Here is a 17,685-nt window from a genome sequence, read left to right as displayed (position 1 = left end):
TGCCGGTCCCGAGTCTCAATCGGTGAGATGCCCACCGCTTATCCACAGGGTTGCGCAATGACGCGCGACCGTGGAGGCGAGTACGATGATCCCTTCGTTGCGGCCATCCGCCCGCGATGGCATCGAGAACAATAACTACATGTCCGCACGCCCCGATTCGTTCCGCTCCGACAGCAAGATCGACGCCCTGCGCGTCCCGCCGCAGTCCGTGGAGGCCGAACAGGCCGTCATCGGCGGCCTCATGCTGGCGCCGGAGTCGCTCGACCGGGTCGGCGACTTCCTCATCGAGCAGGACTTCTACCGCCGCGACCATCGCCTGATCTACCGCGCGATCCGCGAGCTGTCGGAAAAGAGCAAGCCCTTCGATGCCGTGACCCTGGGCGAGTGGTTCGAAGCCCACAGCCTTTCCGAGCAGATCGGCGGCACCGGCTATCTGATCGAACTGGCCTCGAGCACGCCCTCGGCCGCGAATATCCGCGCCTATGCCGAGATCGTGCGCGAGAAATCGGTGCTGCGTCAGCTCATCGACGTCGGTACCGAGATCGTCAACGACGGTTTCCAGCCCGAAGGCCGCGAGAGCCAGGAAGTGCTGTCCGCGGCGGAAATGAAGGTGTTCAAGATCGCCGAGCAAGGCCGCCGCGGCCGCGCCGATTTCGTGCCCCTGCGCGAGGCGATGAAGGACGCGTTCCAGATCCTGCAGGAGCGCTACGAGAACCAGGGCTCGGTCACCGGCCTGCCGACCGGCTTCCACGATCTCGACGAAATGACCGCCGGCCTGCAGCCGTCCGACCTCATCATCCTCGCTGCGCGTCCGGCCATGGGCAAGACGACGCTGGCGCTGAACATAGCCGAGTTCGCCGCGCTCAAGACCAAGAAAGCCGTCGCGATCTACTCGATGGAAATGTCGGCCTCGCAGCTGGCATTCCGTCTGATCTCCTCGATCGGCCGCATCAATGCCACGCGCCTGCGCACCGGCCAGCTCGAGGACGAGGACTGGTCGCGCGTGAACATGGCGATCAAGATGCTGTCCGACGTCAAGGTCTTCATCGACGACACGCCGGCGCTGTCGCCCGATGTGCTGCGTTCGAAAGCCCGCCGCATCAAGCGCGAGCACGACCTGGGCCTGATCGTCATCGACTACCTGCAGCTGATGCAGGTGCCCGGTTCGGCCGAAAACCGCACCAACGAGATCTCGGAAATCTCCCGCTCGCTCAAGGCGCTGGCGATGGAGCTCAAGGTGCCGGTGGTGGCCCTGTCGCAGCTCAATCGCGGCCTGGAATCGCGTACCGACAAGCGCCCGGTCATGAGCGACTTGCGCGAGTCCGGCGCCATCGAGCAGGACGCCGATATCATCATGTTCATCTACCGCGACGAGTACTACCACAAGGACTCGAACGACAAAGGCCTGGCCGAGGTCATCATCGCCAAGCAGCGTAACGGCCCGACCGGTACGGCGAAGCTGAAATTCTTCGGCGAATACACGCGCTTCGACAATCTGGCCCGGGATTCCGTCGGCAGTTTCGAATAAGCTAGCGCGACCTTCCCGCGCGTGCGCAGGCCAGCGGCCCGGCGCGCGGAAAGACCCCGAACTGGTTTGGAATCGGACCCACGCATGAGCCCAGCGCATCCCGGCACGAGCGATCCCGGCAAGGACAGCGACCCCGCGCTGCGCGCGCAGATCCTGCGCGAGGCCCAGGCCTTGCCGGTCTGGTCAGTGCCGTCGGCGGGCACCGCGCCGGCGCTGCCGCCGATCGAGCCAGGTCGCAGGACCTATGCGCGCCGCGATTTCGAGAACAGCTTCGGCGAGGATTTCGTCGAACGGCTGTATCGCGCTGTCGTCAAACGCGCACCGCGCACCGAAGAACTGCATGACGCGCTGACGCGCCTGGAGCGCGGCGAAAACCCGATCCTGTTGATGGGGCAGGTTGCCGCCTCGCCGGAGGCCCGCGCCGGCGGCGTGCGCATCAAGGGGCTCGATCGCCGTTACGCGCTCGAACGCATCTATCGCATTCCACTGCTCGGCGGTCTGATCGAACGCGTGTCGATCCTGTTGCGGCTGCCGTCGATCCAGCGCGAGCAGAACGTGCAGCAGTCGCGCCTGCAGGCGCGCTGCGAAGCGGCGGAAGCGCAGGCGGCCGAGCAGGTCGCCCGCCTGTACGAGGAAATCGGCGAACTGCGCAAGACCATCGCGCGTCAGGGCGCGGCGCCCGATCCCTCGGCCGCGTGGCCGGGAGAGCCGCGATGAAGATCGCGATGCTGGCGCCGGCGATCCTCGGGCGCGATGCGATCGGTGCGGACATCCGTGAGATGGTCGCGATCCTGCGCGCGCGTGGCGACGAGCTGCGCCTGTTCGCCGAAGAGCCGTCCGACCTGCAGGAAGAGACGGTGCATTCGTACACGACGCTGCGCGAATGGCTCACCGGCGCCGACGACCTGCTGATCTACCACCATTCCATCGGCTGGCCGAGCGCCGAAGCCCTGCTGCGCGGTCTGCGCTGCCGGCGCATCGTGCGCTATCACAACATCACGCCGCCGCAGTTTTTCTACGGCATCAACCACAGCTACCTGCGCGCCTGCGCCGCTGGTCGCGCGGAAGTCGCGCGCCTGGTCGCGATTCCCGGGCTGGAGTGGATTTCCGATTCTTCGTACAACGAAGACGAACTCATCGAGCTCGGTCTCGACCGCGCGCGGTCGCATATCGTCGCGCCTTTCCATCGCATGGAGCATCTGCTGGAGATCGAACCCGATCACCGCGCGCTGTCGCGCTTGAGTGTTTGCGGCGCCAAGCTGCTGATGGTCGGTCGCCTGGCGCCGAACAAGGGCTATCTGCCGCTGATCGATGCGTTCGCCTGCTACGTCGCCAACTACGATCCCGATGCGGAGCTGATGATCGTCGGCAAAAAAGACCCGCGCCTGAGCAAATACCAGCTGCGCATGCAGGAGCGCATCGCCGCCTACGGCCTGGCCGGGCAGGTGCATGTGTTCGAAAACGTCGGCGACACCGTGCTCAAGGCCTGCTACGAGCGCGCCGATGCGATGCTGTATCTGTCCGAGCACGAAGGCTTCGGCGTGCCCCTGGTCGAGGCGATGGTCATGGGCCTGCCGATCATCGGCCGGGCGACCGCGGCGACGCCGGCGACGGTGGGCGAGGCCGGCTTGCTCTGGGATGACGTCGATCCGCGTCTGTATGCCGCGAGCATCGCGCGCCTGGTCCGCGATCCCGAACTGCGCGAGCGCATGGTCAAGGCCGGCGAAGCGCGCTTCCTCGAAGAATTCGATATCGCCGTGCTCGCACGCAAGTTCCTGGCGGCACTGGGCAAGGCGGCCTAAGCCGCCACCGCCGCGTCCCATCCCTCTCATCTGCATAGAACGCCATGTCCCGAGCCACCACCGCCACGATCCACATCGACGCGCTCCGCCACAACCTCGCACAGGTGCGCCAGCTCGCGCCGAACAGCCGGGTCATGGCCGTGGTCAAGGCCGACGGTTATGGGCACGGTCTGGAACGCGTCGCGCGCGCGCTCGAAGGCGCCGATGCGTTCGGTGTGGCGGCCCTGTCCGATGCCGAGCGTTTGCGTGCGGCCGGTCTGTCGCAGCGCATCGTGCTGTTGTCGGGCTTCGACGAGCCGTCGGATTTCGCGGTGCTGCGCCGTCTGGGCGTCGACACGGTCGTGCATCACGAATCGCAGCTGGCGATGCTCGAAGCTGATGCCGCGAGCGATGCCACCGCCGAACCGATCCGCGTCTGGCTGAAGTTCGACACCGGCATGCATCGCCTGGGCTTCGCGCCGGCGCAGGCCGCCGACGCGCATGCACGTCTGCAAGCGCTGGCCAATGTCGCCGACGACATCACGCTGATGACGCATTTCGCCAGCTCCGACGATTTTGACAGCGCACAGACGCGCGCGCAACTGAAAGAATTTTCCGACGCGACCGATGCCTTGCCCGGTGACGCGTCACTGTCCAATTCCGCCGCGGTGCTCGGCTGGCCGCAGGCGCATCGCGACTGGGTGCGCGCGGGCGGGGCGCTGTACGGGTTGTCGGTCGTGGCGGGCAAGACCGGTGCGGACTTCGGCCTGAAACCGGCGATGACCCTGTCGACGCGCCTGATCGCGATCAACCGCGTCGCCAAAGGCGAACGCATCGGTTATTCGGCGACCTGGGAATGTCCGGAAGACATGGACGTCGGCGTCGCCGCCATCGGCTACGGCGATGGCTATCCGCGCCACGCACCGCCCGGCACGCCGGTGCTCGTCGACGGCCAACGCACCACCGTCATCGGCCGCGTCTCGATGGACCTGATGACGATCGACCTGCGTGGCCTCGGCAACGCCCGCGTCGGTGATGCCGTGACGCTCTGGGGCCCGGACCTGCCGGTCGAAGAAGTCGCCGCCGCCGCTGGCAGCATCAGCTACGAGCTGACCTGCTCGATCACGCGGCGTGTGCGGTTTATCGAGTCCTGAGCGCGCGCGGCATGTAGGAGCCAGCTCGCTGGCGACAAAACCTGCGAGGGGTCCCCGATCCCCGGCCAATTCCTTCTTTCCAAGAAGGCCCCCTGCGAAACGAACCAAAGCTCGCGAATAGCAGAGCTGGCGGTCGTTCACGCCCTGAATCGTAGTTATCAAGTCTGACGACGAAACCGTTTTGTACGGAAACGCGTACAGATTTACTCACAGGAGGTCATGGCAGATGACTTTTTGCGCGCGATTTTCGGGTATCTGACACATAGGGACAGGGGCCGTCACTCACGACAAACGAGTCTGGCCGAATTGTCCGGCCGGACCAGTTGATCGCGCGGCTAGTATCGGCTGGCGGCATCAATTTTCATTCCCCTGGCGGACTCTAGGCTGACGCTTTAAAAAAGTGTCGCTTCCAAATAACTCGAGATAGATATGCGCTTAGTTTCTTGTTTCTCTGCGTCTGTGATGGTCGCTCTGATGCTTTTGCTCCCAGCGACGCCTGTCGCAGCGAAATTGGGCGTAGTTCCATCGTCTACGCCTGCTGCGGGCCTTTGGTGTATGCAGAATTCGGCAACGGGAACCCGGGAGTGTCGGTCGGATTGCGAGTCTTGGATAGGTGCGTATGTTGATCCATATCCGTATTTCATCACCGGAATTCAGGATCGCGACTGGAGCTACTGCAACGTCGCACTCAACAATACAGGCAATGCCGGCATATTCCTCGTGGCCTATTCGGGTGACGAGATCGACAAGAGGCGTCAGGCCCAGAAATCGGCCGGGTCGCATTGTTTGCGAGCAGGAACCGCATGCGGAAACCCGATCAACACAGGAACCGGCAACAAGTTTCAGGAAGAAACTGACTTCGACCTTGGCGCTGGGCTGGAGTTCAAGCGCTACTACAACAGCTTGGGCGAAATGGCATGGGCGCAGTTGGGGGCACGTTGGAGGCACAGCTATTCGTTGAAAATCGATCACGCGAAAGATGCGCAAGGAAAAGAGACGGCGACATTGTTTAGGGCTGATGGTCGAACAGTTTCGTTTGAATGGACTGGCGATCGCTGGCTTGCAGAAGCAGGAGAGTTCTCGAAGCTTTCCAGCAGTAGGGATGGGGCGGGAAAGATCCTTGGTTGGACCTACCATGAAAATGGCGCCAGTCATGCTGAATTGTACGATGCTGCCGGGCGAATAGTTTCTATCAGGGGCGGCTTGGGAGAACAGCTTTCGTTTGAATACAGCACAAGCAGCACGTCATCAGCGATAGCGCCGCGTCCGGGACTGCTCATCGCGGTCACCAATTATCTCGGGCGCTCCCTGATTTTCACCTATCGAGCGGACAGCCAAATTGGCTCCGTGTCTCTTCCCGATGGAAGTGCGTACACGTATGCCTATTCAGGCGGGCTGCTTGTGTCGGTTTCGAAGCCCGGCGGATCAACGAGAGGCTACGTCTACAACGAGCAAGCCTTGACGACAGGAAGTTCTCTGCCTCAAGCGTTGACAGGAATAGTTGACGAAAAGGGCCAGAGATTCGCGTCCTTCGGGTACAACTGGGTGGGTGAGGCGATCTCGACCGAGCACGCCGGTGGCGTCGAGAGATATGTGTTGTCTCGAAATCCGGATGGTAGCGCCACCATCACCACCGCTTCCGGGTCGTCAATTGTCCGTCGGTTTTCTGTAGTTCACGACCGTGTTTTACGTGCGTCGGACACCATTTCGTGCACTGGGTGCAGTTCGCAGACAAGGCAGTGGTCCTTTGACGAATCGGGTCTTCCAGACGTCTCGATCGATGCGGCAGGCACAATCGAAGACTCAGACTACGATGAGTTTGGGCTGCTGATCCAGGTCGTTCGAGCCAAGGGCACGCCGGAGCAAAGGGCTGAGACGCTTCACTGGGATACCACGTTGCGCACCCCGAGGCAGATCGATCGTGCCGGTCAACGGCAAACCTACACCTACAACAGCCGAGGTCAAATCCTCGCCGTGACGCTCACTGATGTCGCGGCTGGCCGGTCCCGCACGTCGAGCCTGACTTACTGCGAAACTGCGGACGTGGCAGCTGGAATCTGCCCTTTGGTGGGGCTGGTGACTTCCGCAAACGGCCCGCGTACGGACGTTGGTGACATTAGCACCTACTCGTACTATGCCAGCGATGCCGCTGGCTGCGCGACGGTTCCCACGACCTGTCCGTATCGCAAGGGCGATCTTTGGAAGGTAACGAATGCCGCGGGCCAGGTCGTCGAGATATTGGCCTACAACGCGAATGGCCGAATTCTATCTATGAAAGATGCCAATGGCGTGATCACCGATCTGGAATACCACTCCAGAGGCTGGTTGATTGCGCGCAAGGTCCGTGGTTTCGACAGTGGTACCGAGGCGGACGATGCGATCACTCGCATGGACGTTAATGAAGCCGGACAAATTGCCAGAGTCACTTTGCCGGATGGCTCCTTCATCAGCTATGCCTATGATGCTGCTCATCGTTTGACCGGTATCGCTGACAACTCAGGGAACTCGGTCACTTACACATTGAATAGTTCTGGTGACCGCATCAAAGAAGATACGAAGAATGGCAACGGGGTCCTTAAGAGAACTCTGTCGCGTGTCTACAATGGCTTGGGACAGCTGCAAACCATCGCTGATGCGACCGCTACGCCGGCTGACTTCACCTACAACGCCGAGGGCACGGTCAACACCATCACCGATGCATTGTCGCGTGTTGGCGGCAGCGATTTCGATCTGTTGGGGCACCTCAAGAGAAGCGTTGTCAATGCGACGGGCACGGGGGTGGAAAAGGGCACTACGCAGTTCCAGTACGACGCTCGTGACAACTTGATCGGAGTCATCGATCCCAAAGGCCTTCCCACGAATTACGGTTACGACGGCCTGGACGACATCACTCAGTTGGTGAGTCCGGACACCGGGACGACGATCTATGGCTACGACAGTGCCGGCAACCGGAGTAGCCAGCTCGATGCGCGTGGCAAGTTGACGACCTATAGTTACGATGCGTTGAACCGCCTGATCAGCCAATCCGTCTCCAATAGCGCGCAGAACATCTATTTCGACTACGACCTGCCGCAAGCCGACTGTCTCGCTGGGGAAATGTCCGGCGCCGGCCGCTTGGCGCGCATCCGGGATGAGTCAGGCAGCACGCGCTTTTGCTATGACCGCTCTGGTCACTTGGTGCGCAAGGTGCAGTCCGTCATTGGCGGCCCGACGCTGACGGTGGGGTCAACCTACAACAGCACTGGTCGCCTGGTGGCGATGACCTATCCCAGTGGCGCCATCGTGACCTATCTGCGCGATGCCAATGGTCAGATCACTGGAATTACTGCTAAGCCGACGGCGGTGGCCGCGCAGATCAGTCTAGTTTCGTCTGTGGCCTATCTGCCGTTCGGGCCATTGAACACGCTGACCTTCGGCAGCGGCCGGGTCATGACTAAGGCCTATGACCAAAACTATGGCATCGACAAAGTCAGCGACTCGGGTGTCGATGGGCTTAGCGAAGACTTCACGCTAAATGCGGTGGGCAATATCACCGGCGTGGTGGAGCGTACGACGACGAGTGCCATGACTACCCGAAGCTTCGCCTACGATGGTCAGGATCGCCTTGCTGCACTCAAGAGCGGCGGCTCGCTCGTGCAAGGCTTCACCTATGACGCCACAGGCAACCGTCTGAGCAAGACGCTCGGCAGCACGACCACGACCAATATCTACGACCCGGCGAGTCATCGCCTGACGCAAACTGGTGCTGTCATGTTGACCTACGACTCGAATGGAAATCAGACAAAGAACGGCACATCGACCTTCGTCTACGACGATCGCAATCGCCTGCGCGACTACAAGGCCAATGGCACGTCCGTTACGCGGACGTATCGTTATAGCGGCCGCGGCGAGCGGGTGTCCAAAGTGGTCGCGGCAGGCAGCTCGGCCAATCGCTATTACACTTACGACGAATCCGGCCATGTGCTCGGCGAATATCAGGCGAACGGCACGCGGGTGCAGGAATACGTGTGGCTCGATGACACACTGGTTGGCGTGCTGAGCGATCACGACGGCAGTACCTACCAGTACGTAGAGACCGATCATCTTGGAACTCCCAGAGCGGTAATCCATCCCGCCAAAGACAAAATCATTTGGCGTTGGAACCTAACAAACACAGCCTTCGGCGAACATGCTCCGAGCGCAGACCCGGACGCGAATTCGATCACCTACACCTTCAATCTCCGCTACCCCGGGCAGTGGTATGACTCGGAGAGCAAGCTGCACTACAACTACTTTCGCGACTACGATCCAGCGATCGGACGGTATGTGCAAAGTGACCCGATCGGAATGAATGGAGGTGTTTCCACGTTTTCCTACGTGAACAGTTCTCCAATTGGATTGGTCGACCCATTTGGACTTGATATTGTTGATGTAAGGCGAGTTCAGGGCGTAGTTTTGCAGCAGTTTCCTGAGCTCCATCCTCGCGGAATTGTCTATTGCGGACGTCTCGACGAGGGAATCTATGCGGATGCCAATCAGTTTTCGGGAGACATTACAGTGTCGGAGAGATACTGCATTCCGTCTTGCCTTTCTGAGGTTGAGTGGAACGAGTTGTTCTTTTCTCTTTTCCATGAATCGATGCACAGTACTGATAGGTGGTGGGAAGATCTCTCTTTGAGTCCAGATCATACTGAGCATCACGACTCCATTTATATGCGAGAGTACTTCGAGCGCAGTCGTGCCAGAAAACAAGACGTGCCCCATGGGCCTGTTTGGGGTAGCGCAAGAAGAGTTCGCGTTGATTTGACGAGCCTGTATGCGCAATACAGGCAAGAAAATCCATTTTGCAAGAAGTGTTCAAACTAGCGTTGTAGGTGTTGTTTCTGGGGGCAATTTTCTCAGTGAGAATTTGCTAGGGTGTGAAAATCCTTTTCAAGGATTCAAGGTTGTTGAAATGAAGAAAATATGGCTGTTGATCGTGGCCGGAATTTTGATTTCGTTTTTGACCCTCGCTTGGCAAGTTTCGCGGCCAAGGGATACCGTGGAGGGAATGGCTCGTGGAAGAACTCGAGCACAGGTCTCGACCTTGTGCGGTTCGGTAGCGACATATTTCGCAGACGGGAAGGGGCATAGGGAGAGCTTCGAGCTCAGTGAGCTTTGGAGAGAGAACCCACCCTATATGAAGGAAGAGGACTTGATCGACGGCTGGGGTCGCCCGCTGCTATTTGGACGAAATGAGGTTGGTGACTTCTACTTCGAATCATTCGGATCCAACGGAATCAACGACCTGTCGGGCGACGGGGACGACTTAAGTTGTGTTGTCAAACTTCCTGCGGCATCAAGCGAGTAACGGCATACGGAATGACGCGCCCAATCAAACGAAAGAGCCGGGCAATGCCCGGCTCTTTCGCTCCACAAGAAAACACAATCAGAACCGATAATTGAATCCAACGCGTATCGTCCGATACGACAAATCCTGCGTCACCGTCTCGCTATAGCCCGGGAACGAGCTGCCGGCGCGATAGGTCGTCGCGAAGGTGAAGTCGTCGAGCTTCGAGCGCAGGTATTCGAGCTTGCCCGACCACTTGCTGTTGCCGAAACGGTGCTCGACGCCGATGCCCCAGATCGTGCCGTTCAGGGTCTTGGACCCGGCGCCGATCTTGGAGTAGTTGGCGTTGCTGAGAATTTCCGCGCCGCCTTCGACCTTGACGCGGGTCCAGCCGCCGGTGAGGTAGAGCAGGGTGTTGTTATCGAAGGCTACGCCGAAGCGCGGGCGTAGCGACAAGGCGCGGCCGGTGTCGATCGAGTTGCCGTACGAATAGGTTACCGATGGCGCGGCGGACACCGACGTCGGCGGCGTCAGACGCGTTTCGTCGAGATTGACCGAGTTGATGTCGAACTCGACGCCGAGCACGAACCGATTGTTGAACTGGTGGTCGTAGCCGGCCTGCACGCCGCCGGTGAAGCCGCTCGGATCGAGATCGGTCGACCAGGTGTTGCGGACCTCGTCGCGGAAGGCGGGGGTCTCGATGGCCCAGTTTCCGCCGAAGGCGAGCTGGCTGCGGGAGTCGCCGTTCGCGCGACCGGCATTGGCGCCGGCGTAGAAGCCGGTCCAGGAATCGGCGGCGGAGGCGGAGGTCGAGAACAGCGCGAGCGCGAGCGAAGCATAGATCAGTGAACGCATGGGACTTTCCTCGTGTGGGCAGGGAGGCTGCCTTCACAACAACGGAAAAGTGCCCGGAACTCCGGTCACGCAGGCGCGACCGAATAACTGCCTGATTTCAGTAGATATCCAGCTCGTAGTTCGCAAGGACGTCCTTCAAGTCCCGCTTGAAGCGACCCTCGACGCCCTTGAGCGCGCAGCCGGGATTCTTGCTCACCACCGCTTCGGTTCCGTTGAGGGTGATGTCCAGCGTGCACTTGCCGCTGTCGTCGTCGAGCTGGACACGCATCCGGTCGCTGCTGGCCCAGGCCGCGCCACCGGTTTCCTCGCGCGAGGAATAGGCGATCGCGGCCGGCTTGTTGTACACGCGTACCGCCAGTGCGCCGGTCGCATAGATCAGCAGCTTGCTGCCGTCGCTGCGCAGGTAGATGCCGCTGTGCCGATACGCGGGGCTGGCGAAGGCCGCCAGGCGGGCGCGGTAGCGATCGCGCAGGCAGGGCGTGAGCGGGCCGTCGCAGACGGCGTTGTCGATCTCGTCGTCGTCTTCCAGGCCGGCGCGACGCGTTTCTGCGAGCCAGGCTTTCTGGTCGGCGCGCACGTACTCGGCGATGCGTCCCTGCCAGGCGCCGAGCGCCTGTTTGTAGGACGCAGCCAGCTGGTCATCGAGACCGGACAGTTCGCGGTCGGCGCAGATCGCTTTTTCCGAAGGCACGCTGGCCTTGCGGCAGTCGAAGCTGGCGGCGCGCGAGGCGGTGGCGATCAGCATCAGCGCGGGCAGAAGCAGGGCGGGGATCAGGATCAGTGGACGCACCGGCAATCTCCAGACGGGAACTAGGATTCGACGCAGACGCGGTTGCGGCCCTCGCCCTTGGCGCGGTACAGCGCGACGTCGGCGGCATGCATCAGCGGCACGCGTTCGCGGCGTGCATCGGAAATCGCGGCCAGGCCGATGCTGATGGTCATGCGCTGCACTTCGCCATTGATCACGAAGTCGGTCAGCTCGACCGCCTCGCGCAGGCGCTCGGAAAACGCGAGGGCGGCGTCGAGGTCGGACTCGGGCAGCAGCACGGCGAACTCCTCGCCGCCGATGCGCGCGGCGACGTCTTCCCCGCGCACGAAACTGCTGATCAGCCCGGCGATCTGGCGCAGCACGCCGTCGCCGGCGATATGGCCGTACTTGTCGTTGATCGGCTTGAAGTGGTCGACGTCGATGATGCACATCACCAGCGAGCGGCGATGGCGCACGGCGCGCGCGATTTCCTTGTCGACCAGGTCGATGAAGTGGCGGCGGTTGTACAGCTCGGTCAGGGCATCGTGCGTGGCGAGCTGGTAGACCTCTTCGTGGTAGCGCGCTTCCACGCTGGAGTGGCTGATGAACTTCAGCACGCTTTCGCCCAGGGTGATGTGGTCGCCGTCGGCGAGTTCGCCCTCGGTCACCGGCTCGTCGTTCACGCGCGTTCGGTTGGTCGCCTTGAGGTCGCGCAGCCGGTAGCTGTCGCCGACGCGCCAGATCTCGCAATGCTGGCGCGAGACGCTCTTGTTCGGGATATGCAGGTCGGCTTCTTCCGAGCGGCCGATGATGACCGGCGTGTCCTCGATGTCCGCGCGTTTGCCCAGGCTCTCGCCATGGATCACGATCACGCAGGCCGAGCGCGGCCCATTGAGCAGGGGCGCACTGACGGCAGTGAACTGGGTCGTGATGGGGTCGTTGTCGCGCTGACTCATGGCGAGCGGGGGGAAGGCACTGAGGCCGATTGTAGCGGGTAAGCCCGGGGCTCGCCCCGACGCCCCGGGGCTGCCCCGGGAGCCCGGTCCGGCGCGGTTCGACGCGCTGCAGCAAGGCGGGCCGGGAGGGTGGTCACCGCTGCTGGGTCTCGGGGTTGATGTCCGGGTCGGTCACGGCCCGGCGCGCCAGCTTGGCCTCGCGGCGCGCGATGTAGACGTTGGAACCGAAGATGATCGCCGCGCCCAGGAAGGTGTAGCGGTCCACCTGTTCGTCGAACAGGAAATACCCGAACGCGCCGACCACGAGCACCTGCAGAAAACTGATCGGCGTGAGCATGGACGCATCGCCGAGCTTGAGCGCGCGCGTCCAGCACAGGTGCGCGGTCGTGCCCAGGCCGCCGGAAAGCACGATCCACAGCCAGGTGATGCCGGTCGGGATCGTCCAGTACATCAGGGCCGGGAGCAGCGACAGCGGTACCCAGATCATCGTGGTGTAGATGACGATCGCATCGGGCTTCTCGGTGCGCGAGAGGAACTTGATGCTGATCGCCACGCTGGCGCTCATGACCGCCGCCAGCAGCGCAACCAGGCTGCCCATCGTGAAACTGCCGCTGCCCGGATGCATCAGCACGATCACGCCAAGAAAACCAACAATCACCGCCGTCCAGCGCCGCGCACGCACGACCTCGCCGAGCACGAGCACGGCGCCGATGGTCACGAACAGCGGCGTGGAATACGACAGCGCGATCGCCTGCGCAAGCGGCAGGTGCACGATCGCCCAGAAACCCGCGAGCATGGACACGATGCCGATCACGCAGCGCATGAAGTACAGCGACAGCTTGTTCGTCTTCAGGATGCCGAAGCCGTGCTTGTAGAGCAGGGGCAGGGTGAACACGAAACCGAAGAAATTGCGGAAGAAGGCGATCTCGAACGCGTGCAACTGCTTCGAGGCCAGGCGGATGCAGACCGCCATCAGACCGAACAGCACGGTGCTGAGCACCATGAAGCCGATCGCACGCTGGACGTTCTCGCTGCCGCCGTGGTGGGGCAGGACGGCGCTCACCGGTCGGCCCAGCGCGCGCCGATCAGGCGCGGCTCCGGCTCGAGCGCCACACCGAAGTTTTCCTGCACGGAATCGGCGACGCGGTGCGCCAACGACAGCAGCTGCGCGCCGGTGGCGTTGCCGTGATTGACCAGCACCAACGCATGCTGCGCAGCGATGCCGGCGTCGCCGTCGCGGAAGCCTTTCCAGCCCGCCTGTTCGATCATCCACGCGGCGGAAATCTTGCGGGTGTCGTCGGCGTCGCCCGGGTACACGGGCAGGGCGGCGTGCCGGTCTTTCAGCGCCAGCGCTTGCGCGGCGGGCACGATGGGATTCTTGAAGAAGCTGCCGGCATTGCCCAGGATCGCCGGATTCGGCAGCTTTCGCGTGCGCAGCCGGCTGATCGCTTCGGCCACGTGCACGGCGCGCGGCGTATCGACGCCCATTGCAGCAAGTTCTTCGCGCACGCCGGCGTAGTCGAGCTTGAGTTCGCGCTGGCGCGGCAGGCGCAGTTCGACGGCGGTGATGACCCAGCGGTCGAGCTGCTGCTTGAACAGGCTGTCGCGATAGGAAAACTCGCAGTCCGCTTTCGCCAGCCGCTTGATCTGGCCGGTATCGCGCTGGAAGGCTTCGACGGTTTCGATGAACTCGCCCACTTCCACGCCGTACGCGCCGATGTTCTGGATCGGGCAGGCGCCGACGGTGCCGGGAATCAGCGCCATGTTCTCCAGGCCGCACAGGCCGCGCGCGAGCGTCCAGCCGACCAGGTCGTTCCAGCCCACGCCGGCATCGGCGCGCACCAGGGCATGCTGGCCGTCGTCTTCGAGGATGCGGATCTCTGCCATCGTCAGGCAGATCACCACGCCGGGAAAATCGCCGGCGAACAGCAGGTTGCTGCCTTCGCCGAGCACCATGACCGGACCCTCGCGCAGCATCGCGAAATCGTACAGCTCGGCCAGCGCATCGCCGCGACGCACGTCCGCCATCATCGCCGCATGCGCGGGCACGCGGAACGTGTTGCGGCCTTGCAGGGAGATGTTGTCGGCGAGCTGGTAACCGGTCATGGCTTGCGGATCACGCCACGCCTTCCTTGCGACGGCGGATCGCGGTGACGCATTCGCCGATCAGTTCCGGGCCGCGATACACCATGCCGGTATAGAACTGCACCAGCGACGCGCCCGCCGTGATCTTGCCGACCGCATCGGCGCCGCTGAGGATGCCGCCCACACCGATCAGCGGGATGTTGTCCTGCAGGCGCAGGCGCATCTTGCGCAGCACCGAGGTCGACTTGCCGTACAGCGGCTGTCCGGACAGGCCGCCGGCTTCTTTGGCAAGGCGATGGTTCTCGATGTCGAGGCGGTCGATCGTCGTGTTGCCGACAACGACGCCGTCCACGCGCGCAGCATTGAACACCGAGGCCACGCCATCGAGTTCGGCGTCGGAAAGATCCGGCGCAATCTTGATCAGCATCGGCACGCGATGGCCGTGCAGGCCGGCGAGGTCTTCCTGCACTTCGCGCAGGTCGCCGACGAAGCGGCGCAGCGTTTCCTCTTCCTGCAGATCGCGCAGGCCCGAGGTATTGGGCGAGGAGATATTGACGGTGACGTAGTCAGCGAGCGGATAGACGCGTTCGAGGCAGTGGATGTAGTCGTCCACCGCGTTCTCGTTGGGCGTGTCCTTGTTCTTGCCGATGTTGATGCCGAGGATGCCGTTGCGCTTGGACTTCTCGACATTGCGCACCAACGCGTCGACGCCGGCATTGTTGAAGCCCAGGCGATTGATCACGGCGCGCTTGTCCGGCAAGCGGAACATGCGCGGCTTGGGATTGCCTTGCTGCGGTCGCGGTGTGGTCGTGCCGATTTCCACGAAGCCGAAACCCAGCGACATCAGCGCATCGATGTATTCGCCGTTCTTGTCCAGGCCGGCGGCAAGGCCGACCGGATTGGGGAATTCGACGCCGAACGCCTTGGTCTTGAGCGGCGCCGGTTTCAGCGCCATCAAGGGATTCAGGCCGGTGCGGTAGGCCGCCTCAAGCGCGCTCAGGCCCAGACCATGGGCGCGTTCGGCATCGAGGCAGAAGAGGAAGGGGCGGGCGAGTCCGTACACGCGACCTCAGTGCCCCGCGACGCCGACGATCGCCAGCAGGCCGACCAGTCCGCCGAAAAACAGGATGACCATGATGATGCCCAGGATGCTGAAGATCATCATCGACCAGCCAAGCACCAGGCCGATCACGGCCATGACATCGCCATCCATCGTGTCCGGATTGCGCGCGATTTCCCGACGCGCCATATGCCCGGTGATGATTGCGACGATGCTGCCCAGCCAGGGCGCGAGGCTCCAGCCGAGGATGCCCGCGACCAGGCTGATGACAGCGGTCGTGCTGGTCTGCTTGCTCGGTCCGACCGGGCTCGCGGGAGGCAATACGATCGGTTCCGGTGCGGCCGGTACGGGGGTCTGCTCGTCCATGGTGAGTCCTCAGAGGTCGAACTTGATGCCTTGCGCCAGCGGCAGCGCATCGGAGTAGTTGATCGTATTGGTCTGGCGGCGCATGTACACCTTCCACGCGTCGGAGCCCGATTCGCGGCCGCCGCCGGTTTCTTTCTCGCCACCGAACGCGCCGCCGATTTCTGCGCCGCTGGTACCGATGTTGACGTTGGCGATGCCGCAATCCGAACCGGCCGACGACAGGAACTGCTCGGCCGCCTTGAGATTGGTGGTGAAGATCGACGAGGACAAGCCCTGCGGAACGGCGTTCTGCATCTCGATCGCCTGGTCGAGGGTCTTGAACGGCATCACGTACAGGATCGGCGCGAAGGTTTCGGTCTGCACGACTTCATGCGAATTCTCGACGCCGGTGATGATCGTCGGCAGCACGAAATTGCCCTTGCCCTCGATCGCCGCACCGCCGGTGCGCACCTGGCCGCCCGCGGCCTTGGCCTTGTTCACGGCAGCGAGGTATTGCTGCACGGCGGCCTGGCTGTTGAGCGGGCCCATCAGCGTGGTCGCCAGGGTCGGGTCGCCGATCTTGGTTTCGACCTGCTTGTAGGCCTTGATCAGCGTCTCGAGCACGGAATCGAAGATCGACTCGTGCACGAACAGGCGGCGCGTGGTCGTGCAGCGCTGGCCGGCCGTGCCGACGGCGCCGAACACGATCGCCGGGATCGCCAGCTTCATGTCCGCGGTCGGGTCGACGATGATCGCGTTGTTGCCGCCGAGTTCGAGCAGCGAGCGGCCCATGCGCTGCGCGACGCGCTCGCCGACCTGGCGACCGATGTGGGTCGAGCCGGTGAAGCTGATCAGCGGGATGCGCTTGTCGTCGACGAAGCTCGAGGCGATCTCGGTGCCGGCGTCGTTGAACAGGAAGAAGATGTCCGGGAAGCCGGCGGCCTGCAGTGCTTCGTTGCAGATCTTCATCGAGGCGATCGCCGACAGCGGGGTCTTCGGCGACGGCTTCCAGATGCAGATGTCGCCGCAGACGCCGGCGAGGAAGCTGTTCCAGGCCCAGACCGCGACCGGAAAGTTGAACGCGCTGATGATGCCGACGATGCCGAGCGGCTGGTACTGCTCGTACATGCGGTGGCCGGGGCGTTCGCTGTGCATGGTCAGGCCGTACAGCTGACGCGACAGACCGACGGCGAATTCGCCGATGTCGATCATTTCCTGCACTTCGCCGTCGCCTTCGGGCTTGATCTTGCCCATCTCCAGTGCGACCAGCGAGCCGAGCGCGTCCTTGTGCTTGCGCAGCGCATTGGCGCACAGGCGGATGGCTTCGCCGCGCTTGGGCGCCGGCGTCGTGCGCCAGACCTTGAAGGCGGCTTCGGCGCGCTCGAGGATGATCGCGTAGTCGGCTTCCGAGGACGCGTAGACCTTGCCCAGGACTTCGCCGGTGCTGGGGTTGATCGGCTCGATGACGCCCGCGTCGCGGGTCTTGGACCATTCGCCGCGGCCGAGATAGGTGCCGGATTCGTGATCGGTCAGGCCGAGGGCGGTGAGGACGGGGTGGGTCATTGAGTGCTCCAGGAACGAAAATTAACGAAACATTTTGAAAGTCCGCACATGGATGTGCGGGCTCTTGCGGGGGACCCGCATACCGTCTGGCGTCCCCGACAGGAGTCGAACCTGTGGCCTCGTCCTTAGGAGGGACGCGCTCTATCCGGCTGAGCTACGGGGACTGAAGTGTGAATTATCGCAAGAAACGGACCCGATTTGCCCGGGCGCGGGACCCCGCGGACGCCGTTTCGGCCACCGGACGGCACCGTCCGGTGTGGAATGGACCGCGCGGCGGCGGAATTGCCTCTCCCGGCAGCCCG

14 protein-coding genes and 1 tRNA gene are annotated in these 17,685 nt (G+C 62.7%); 6 read left to right on the top strand and 9 right to left on the bottom strand.

Annotation, left to right across the window (positions count from 1 at the left end):
* The first annotated feature begins 85 nt into the window (after positions 1-85).
* The 6 genes from G467_RS0105735 (at position 86) to G467_RS0105710 (ending at position 9,792) form a co-directional block, all read left to right on the top strand.
* Complete coding sequence (locus G467_RS0105735; protein ID WP_033397396.1) at positions 86-1,528, top strand: replicative DNA helicase; 1,443 nt, start codon at positions 86-88, stop codon at positions 1,526-1,528.
* 84 nt (positions 1,529-1,612) lie between these two features.
* Positions 1,613-2,245, top strand: coding sequence for a hypothetical protein (locus tag G467_RS0105730; RefSeq protein ID WP_022968777.1), 633 nt, complete (start codon positions 1,613-1,615; stop codon positions 2,243-2,245).
* Positions 2,242-3,330, top strand: coding sequence for a glycosyltransferase family 4 protein (locus G467_RS0105725; RefSeq protein WP_022968776.1), 1,089 nt, complete (start codon positions 2,242-2,244; stop codon positions 3,328-3,330). Before G467_RS0105730 ends, G467_RS0105725 begins: the two co-directional genes overlap by 4 nt.
* A gap of 44 nt (positions 3,331-3,374) precedes the next feature.
* A complete protein-coding gene (gene alr, locus G467_RS0105720) occupies positions 3,375-4,463 on the top strand; it encodes an alanine racemase (protein ID WP_022968775.1) in 1,089 nt (362 codons plus the stop codon).
* 555 nt (positions 4,464-5,018) lie between these two features.
* Positions 5,019-9,308, top strand: a complete 4,290-nt coding sequence (locus G467_RS15595) for an RHS repeat-associated core domain-containing protein (RefSeq protein WP_162140742.1) — start codon at positions 5,019-5,021, stop codon at positions 9,306-9,308.
* On the top strand, positions 9,259-9,792 hold the full coding sequence (locus G467_RS0105710) for a hypothetical protein (RefSeq protein WP_155844840.1): 534 nt from the start codon (positions 9,259-9,261) through the stop codon (positions 9,790-9,792). Before G467_RS15595 ends, G467_RS0105710 begins: the two co-directional genes overlap by 50 nt.
* A gap of 78 nt (positions 9,793-9,870) precedes the next feature.
* Here G467_RS0105710 and G467_RS0105705 read toward each other — a convergent pair whose 3' ends face one another.
* The 9 genes from G467_RS0105705 to G467_RS0105665 form a co-directional block, all read right to left on the bottom strand.
* The gene (locus G467_RS0105705; protein WP_022968772.1) at positions 9,871-10,626 is read right to left on the bottom strand and encodes an outer membrane protein; all 756 of its coding nucleotides are present in this window, start codon (positions 10,624-10,626) and stop codon (positions 9,871-9,873) included.
* 97 nt (positions 10,627-10,723) lie between these two features.
* A complete protein-coding gene (locus G467_RS17385) occupies positions 10,724-11,416 on the bottom strand; it encodes a lysozyme inhibitor LprI family protein (RefSeq protein WP_022968771.1) in 693 nt (230 codons plus the stop codon).
* A gap of 20 nt (positions 11,417-11,436) precedes the next feature.
* On the bottom strand, positions 11,437-12,330 hold the full coding sequence (locus G467_RS0105695) for a GGDEF domain-containing protein (protein ID WP_022968770.1): 894 nt from the start codon (positions 12,328-12,330) through the stop codon (positions 11,437-11,439).
* A 133-nt stretch (positions 12,331-12,463) separates the two neighbouring features.
* A complete protein-coding gene (locus tag G467_RS15585) occupies positions 12,464-13,333 on the bottom strand; it encodes a DMT family transporter (RefSeq protein WP_051130424.1) in 870 nt (289 codons plus the stop codon).
* A gap of 56 nt (positions 13,334-13,389) precedes the next feature.
* On the bottom strand, positions 13,390-14,436 hold the full coding sequence (gene murB, locus G467_RS0105685; RefSeq protein WP_022968768.1) for a UDP-N-acetylmuramate dehydrogenase: 1,047 nt from the start codon (positions 14,434-14,436) through the stop codon (positions 13,390-13,392).
* Between the two features lie 10 nt (positions 14,437-14,446).
* Entirely contained in the window at positions 14,447-15,478 is a 1,032-nt protein-coding gene (locus G467_RS0105680; RefSeq protein WP_022968767.1) for a quinone-dependent dihydroorotate dehydrogenase, read from the bottom strand.
* A 6-nt stretch (positions 15,479-15,484) separates the two neighbouring features.
* A complete protein-coding gene (locus tag G467_RS0105675; protein ID WP_022968766.1) occupies positions 15,485-15,841 on the bottom strand; it encodes a DUF4190 domain-containing protein in 357 nt (118 codons plus the stop codon).
* A 9-nt stretch (positions 15,842-15,850) separates the two neighbouring features.
* Positions 15,851-17,383 (bottom strand): L-piperidine-6-carboxylate dehydrogenase, encoded by a 1,533-nt coding sequence (amaB, locus tag G467_RS0105670; RefSeq protein ID WP_022968765.1) that lies wholly within the window; start codon positions 17,381-17,383, stop codon positions 15,851-15,853.
* Between the two features lie 87 nt (positions 17,384-17,470).
* Positions 17,471-17,547, bottom strand: a tRNA-Arg gene (locus G467_RS0105665).
* Positions 17,548-17,685 lie beyond the last annotated feature (138 nt).

Source organism: Arenimonas oryziterrae DSM 21050 = YC6267, from assembly GCF_000420545.1.
Lineage (GTDB): Bacteria > Pseudomonadota > Gammaproteobacteria > Xanthomonadales > Xanthomonadaceae > Arenimonas > Arenimonas oryziterrae.
This window is presented reverse-complemented; position numbering and strand designations above follow the sequence as displayed.

What these genes read in the sequence shown, in the direction of transcription:
- G467_RS0105735 (WP_033397396.1), top strand. Translation starts at nt 86, where the DNA reads ATGATCCCTTCGTTGCGGCCATCCGCCCGCGATGGCATCGAGAACAAT.
- G467_RS0105730 (WP_022968777.1), top strand. Translation starts at nt 1,613, where the DNA reads ATGAGCCCAGCGCATCCCGGCACGAGCGATCCCGGCAAGGACAGCGAC.
- G467_RS0105725 (WP_022968776.1), top strand. Translation starts at nt 2,242, where the DNA reads ATGAAGATCGCGATGCTGGCGCCGGCGATCCTCGGGCGCGATGCGATC.
- alr (WP_022968775.1), top strand. Translation starts at nt 3,375, where the DNA reads ATGTCCCGAGCCACCACCGCCACGATCCACATCGACGCGCTCCGCCAC.
- G467_RS15595 (WP_162140742.1), top strand. Translation starts at nt 5,019, where the DNA reads ATGCAGAATTCGGCAACGGGAACCCGGGAGTGTCGGTCGGATTGCGAG.
- G467_RS0105710 (WP_155844840.1), top strand. Translation starts at nt 9,259, where the DNA reads ATGCGCAATACAGGCAAGAAAATCCATTTTGCAAGAAGTGTTCAAACT.
- G467_RS0105705 (WP_022968772.1), bottom strand. Translation starts at nt 10,626, where the DNA reads ATGCGTTCACTGATCTATGCTTCGCTCGCGCTCGCGCTGTTCTCGACC.
- G467_RS0105695 (WP_022968770.1), bottom strand. Translation starts at nt 12,330, where the DNA reads ATGAGTCAGCGCGACAACGACCCCATCACGACCCAGTTCACTGCCGTC.
- G467_RS15585 (WP_051130424.1), bottom strand. Translation starts at nt 13,333, where the DNA reads ATGGTGCTCAGCACCGTGCTGTTCGGTCTGATGGCGGTCTGCATCCGC.
- murB (WP_022968768.1), bottom strand. Translation starts at nt 14,436, where the DNA reads ATGACCGGTTACCAGCTCGCCGACAACATCTCCCTGCAAGGCCGCAAC.
- G467_RS0105675 (WP_022968766.1), bottom strand. Translation starts at nt 15,841, where the DNA reads ATGGACGAGCAGACCCCCGTACCGGCCGCACCGGAACCGATCGTATTG.
- amaB (WP_022968765.1), bottom strand. Translation starts at nt 17,383, where the DNA reads ATGACCCACCCCGTCCTCACCGCCCTCGGCCTGACCGATCACGAATCC.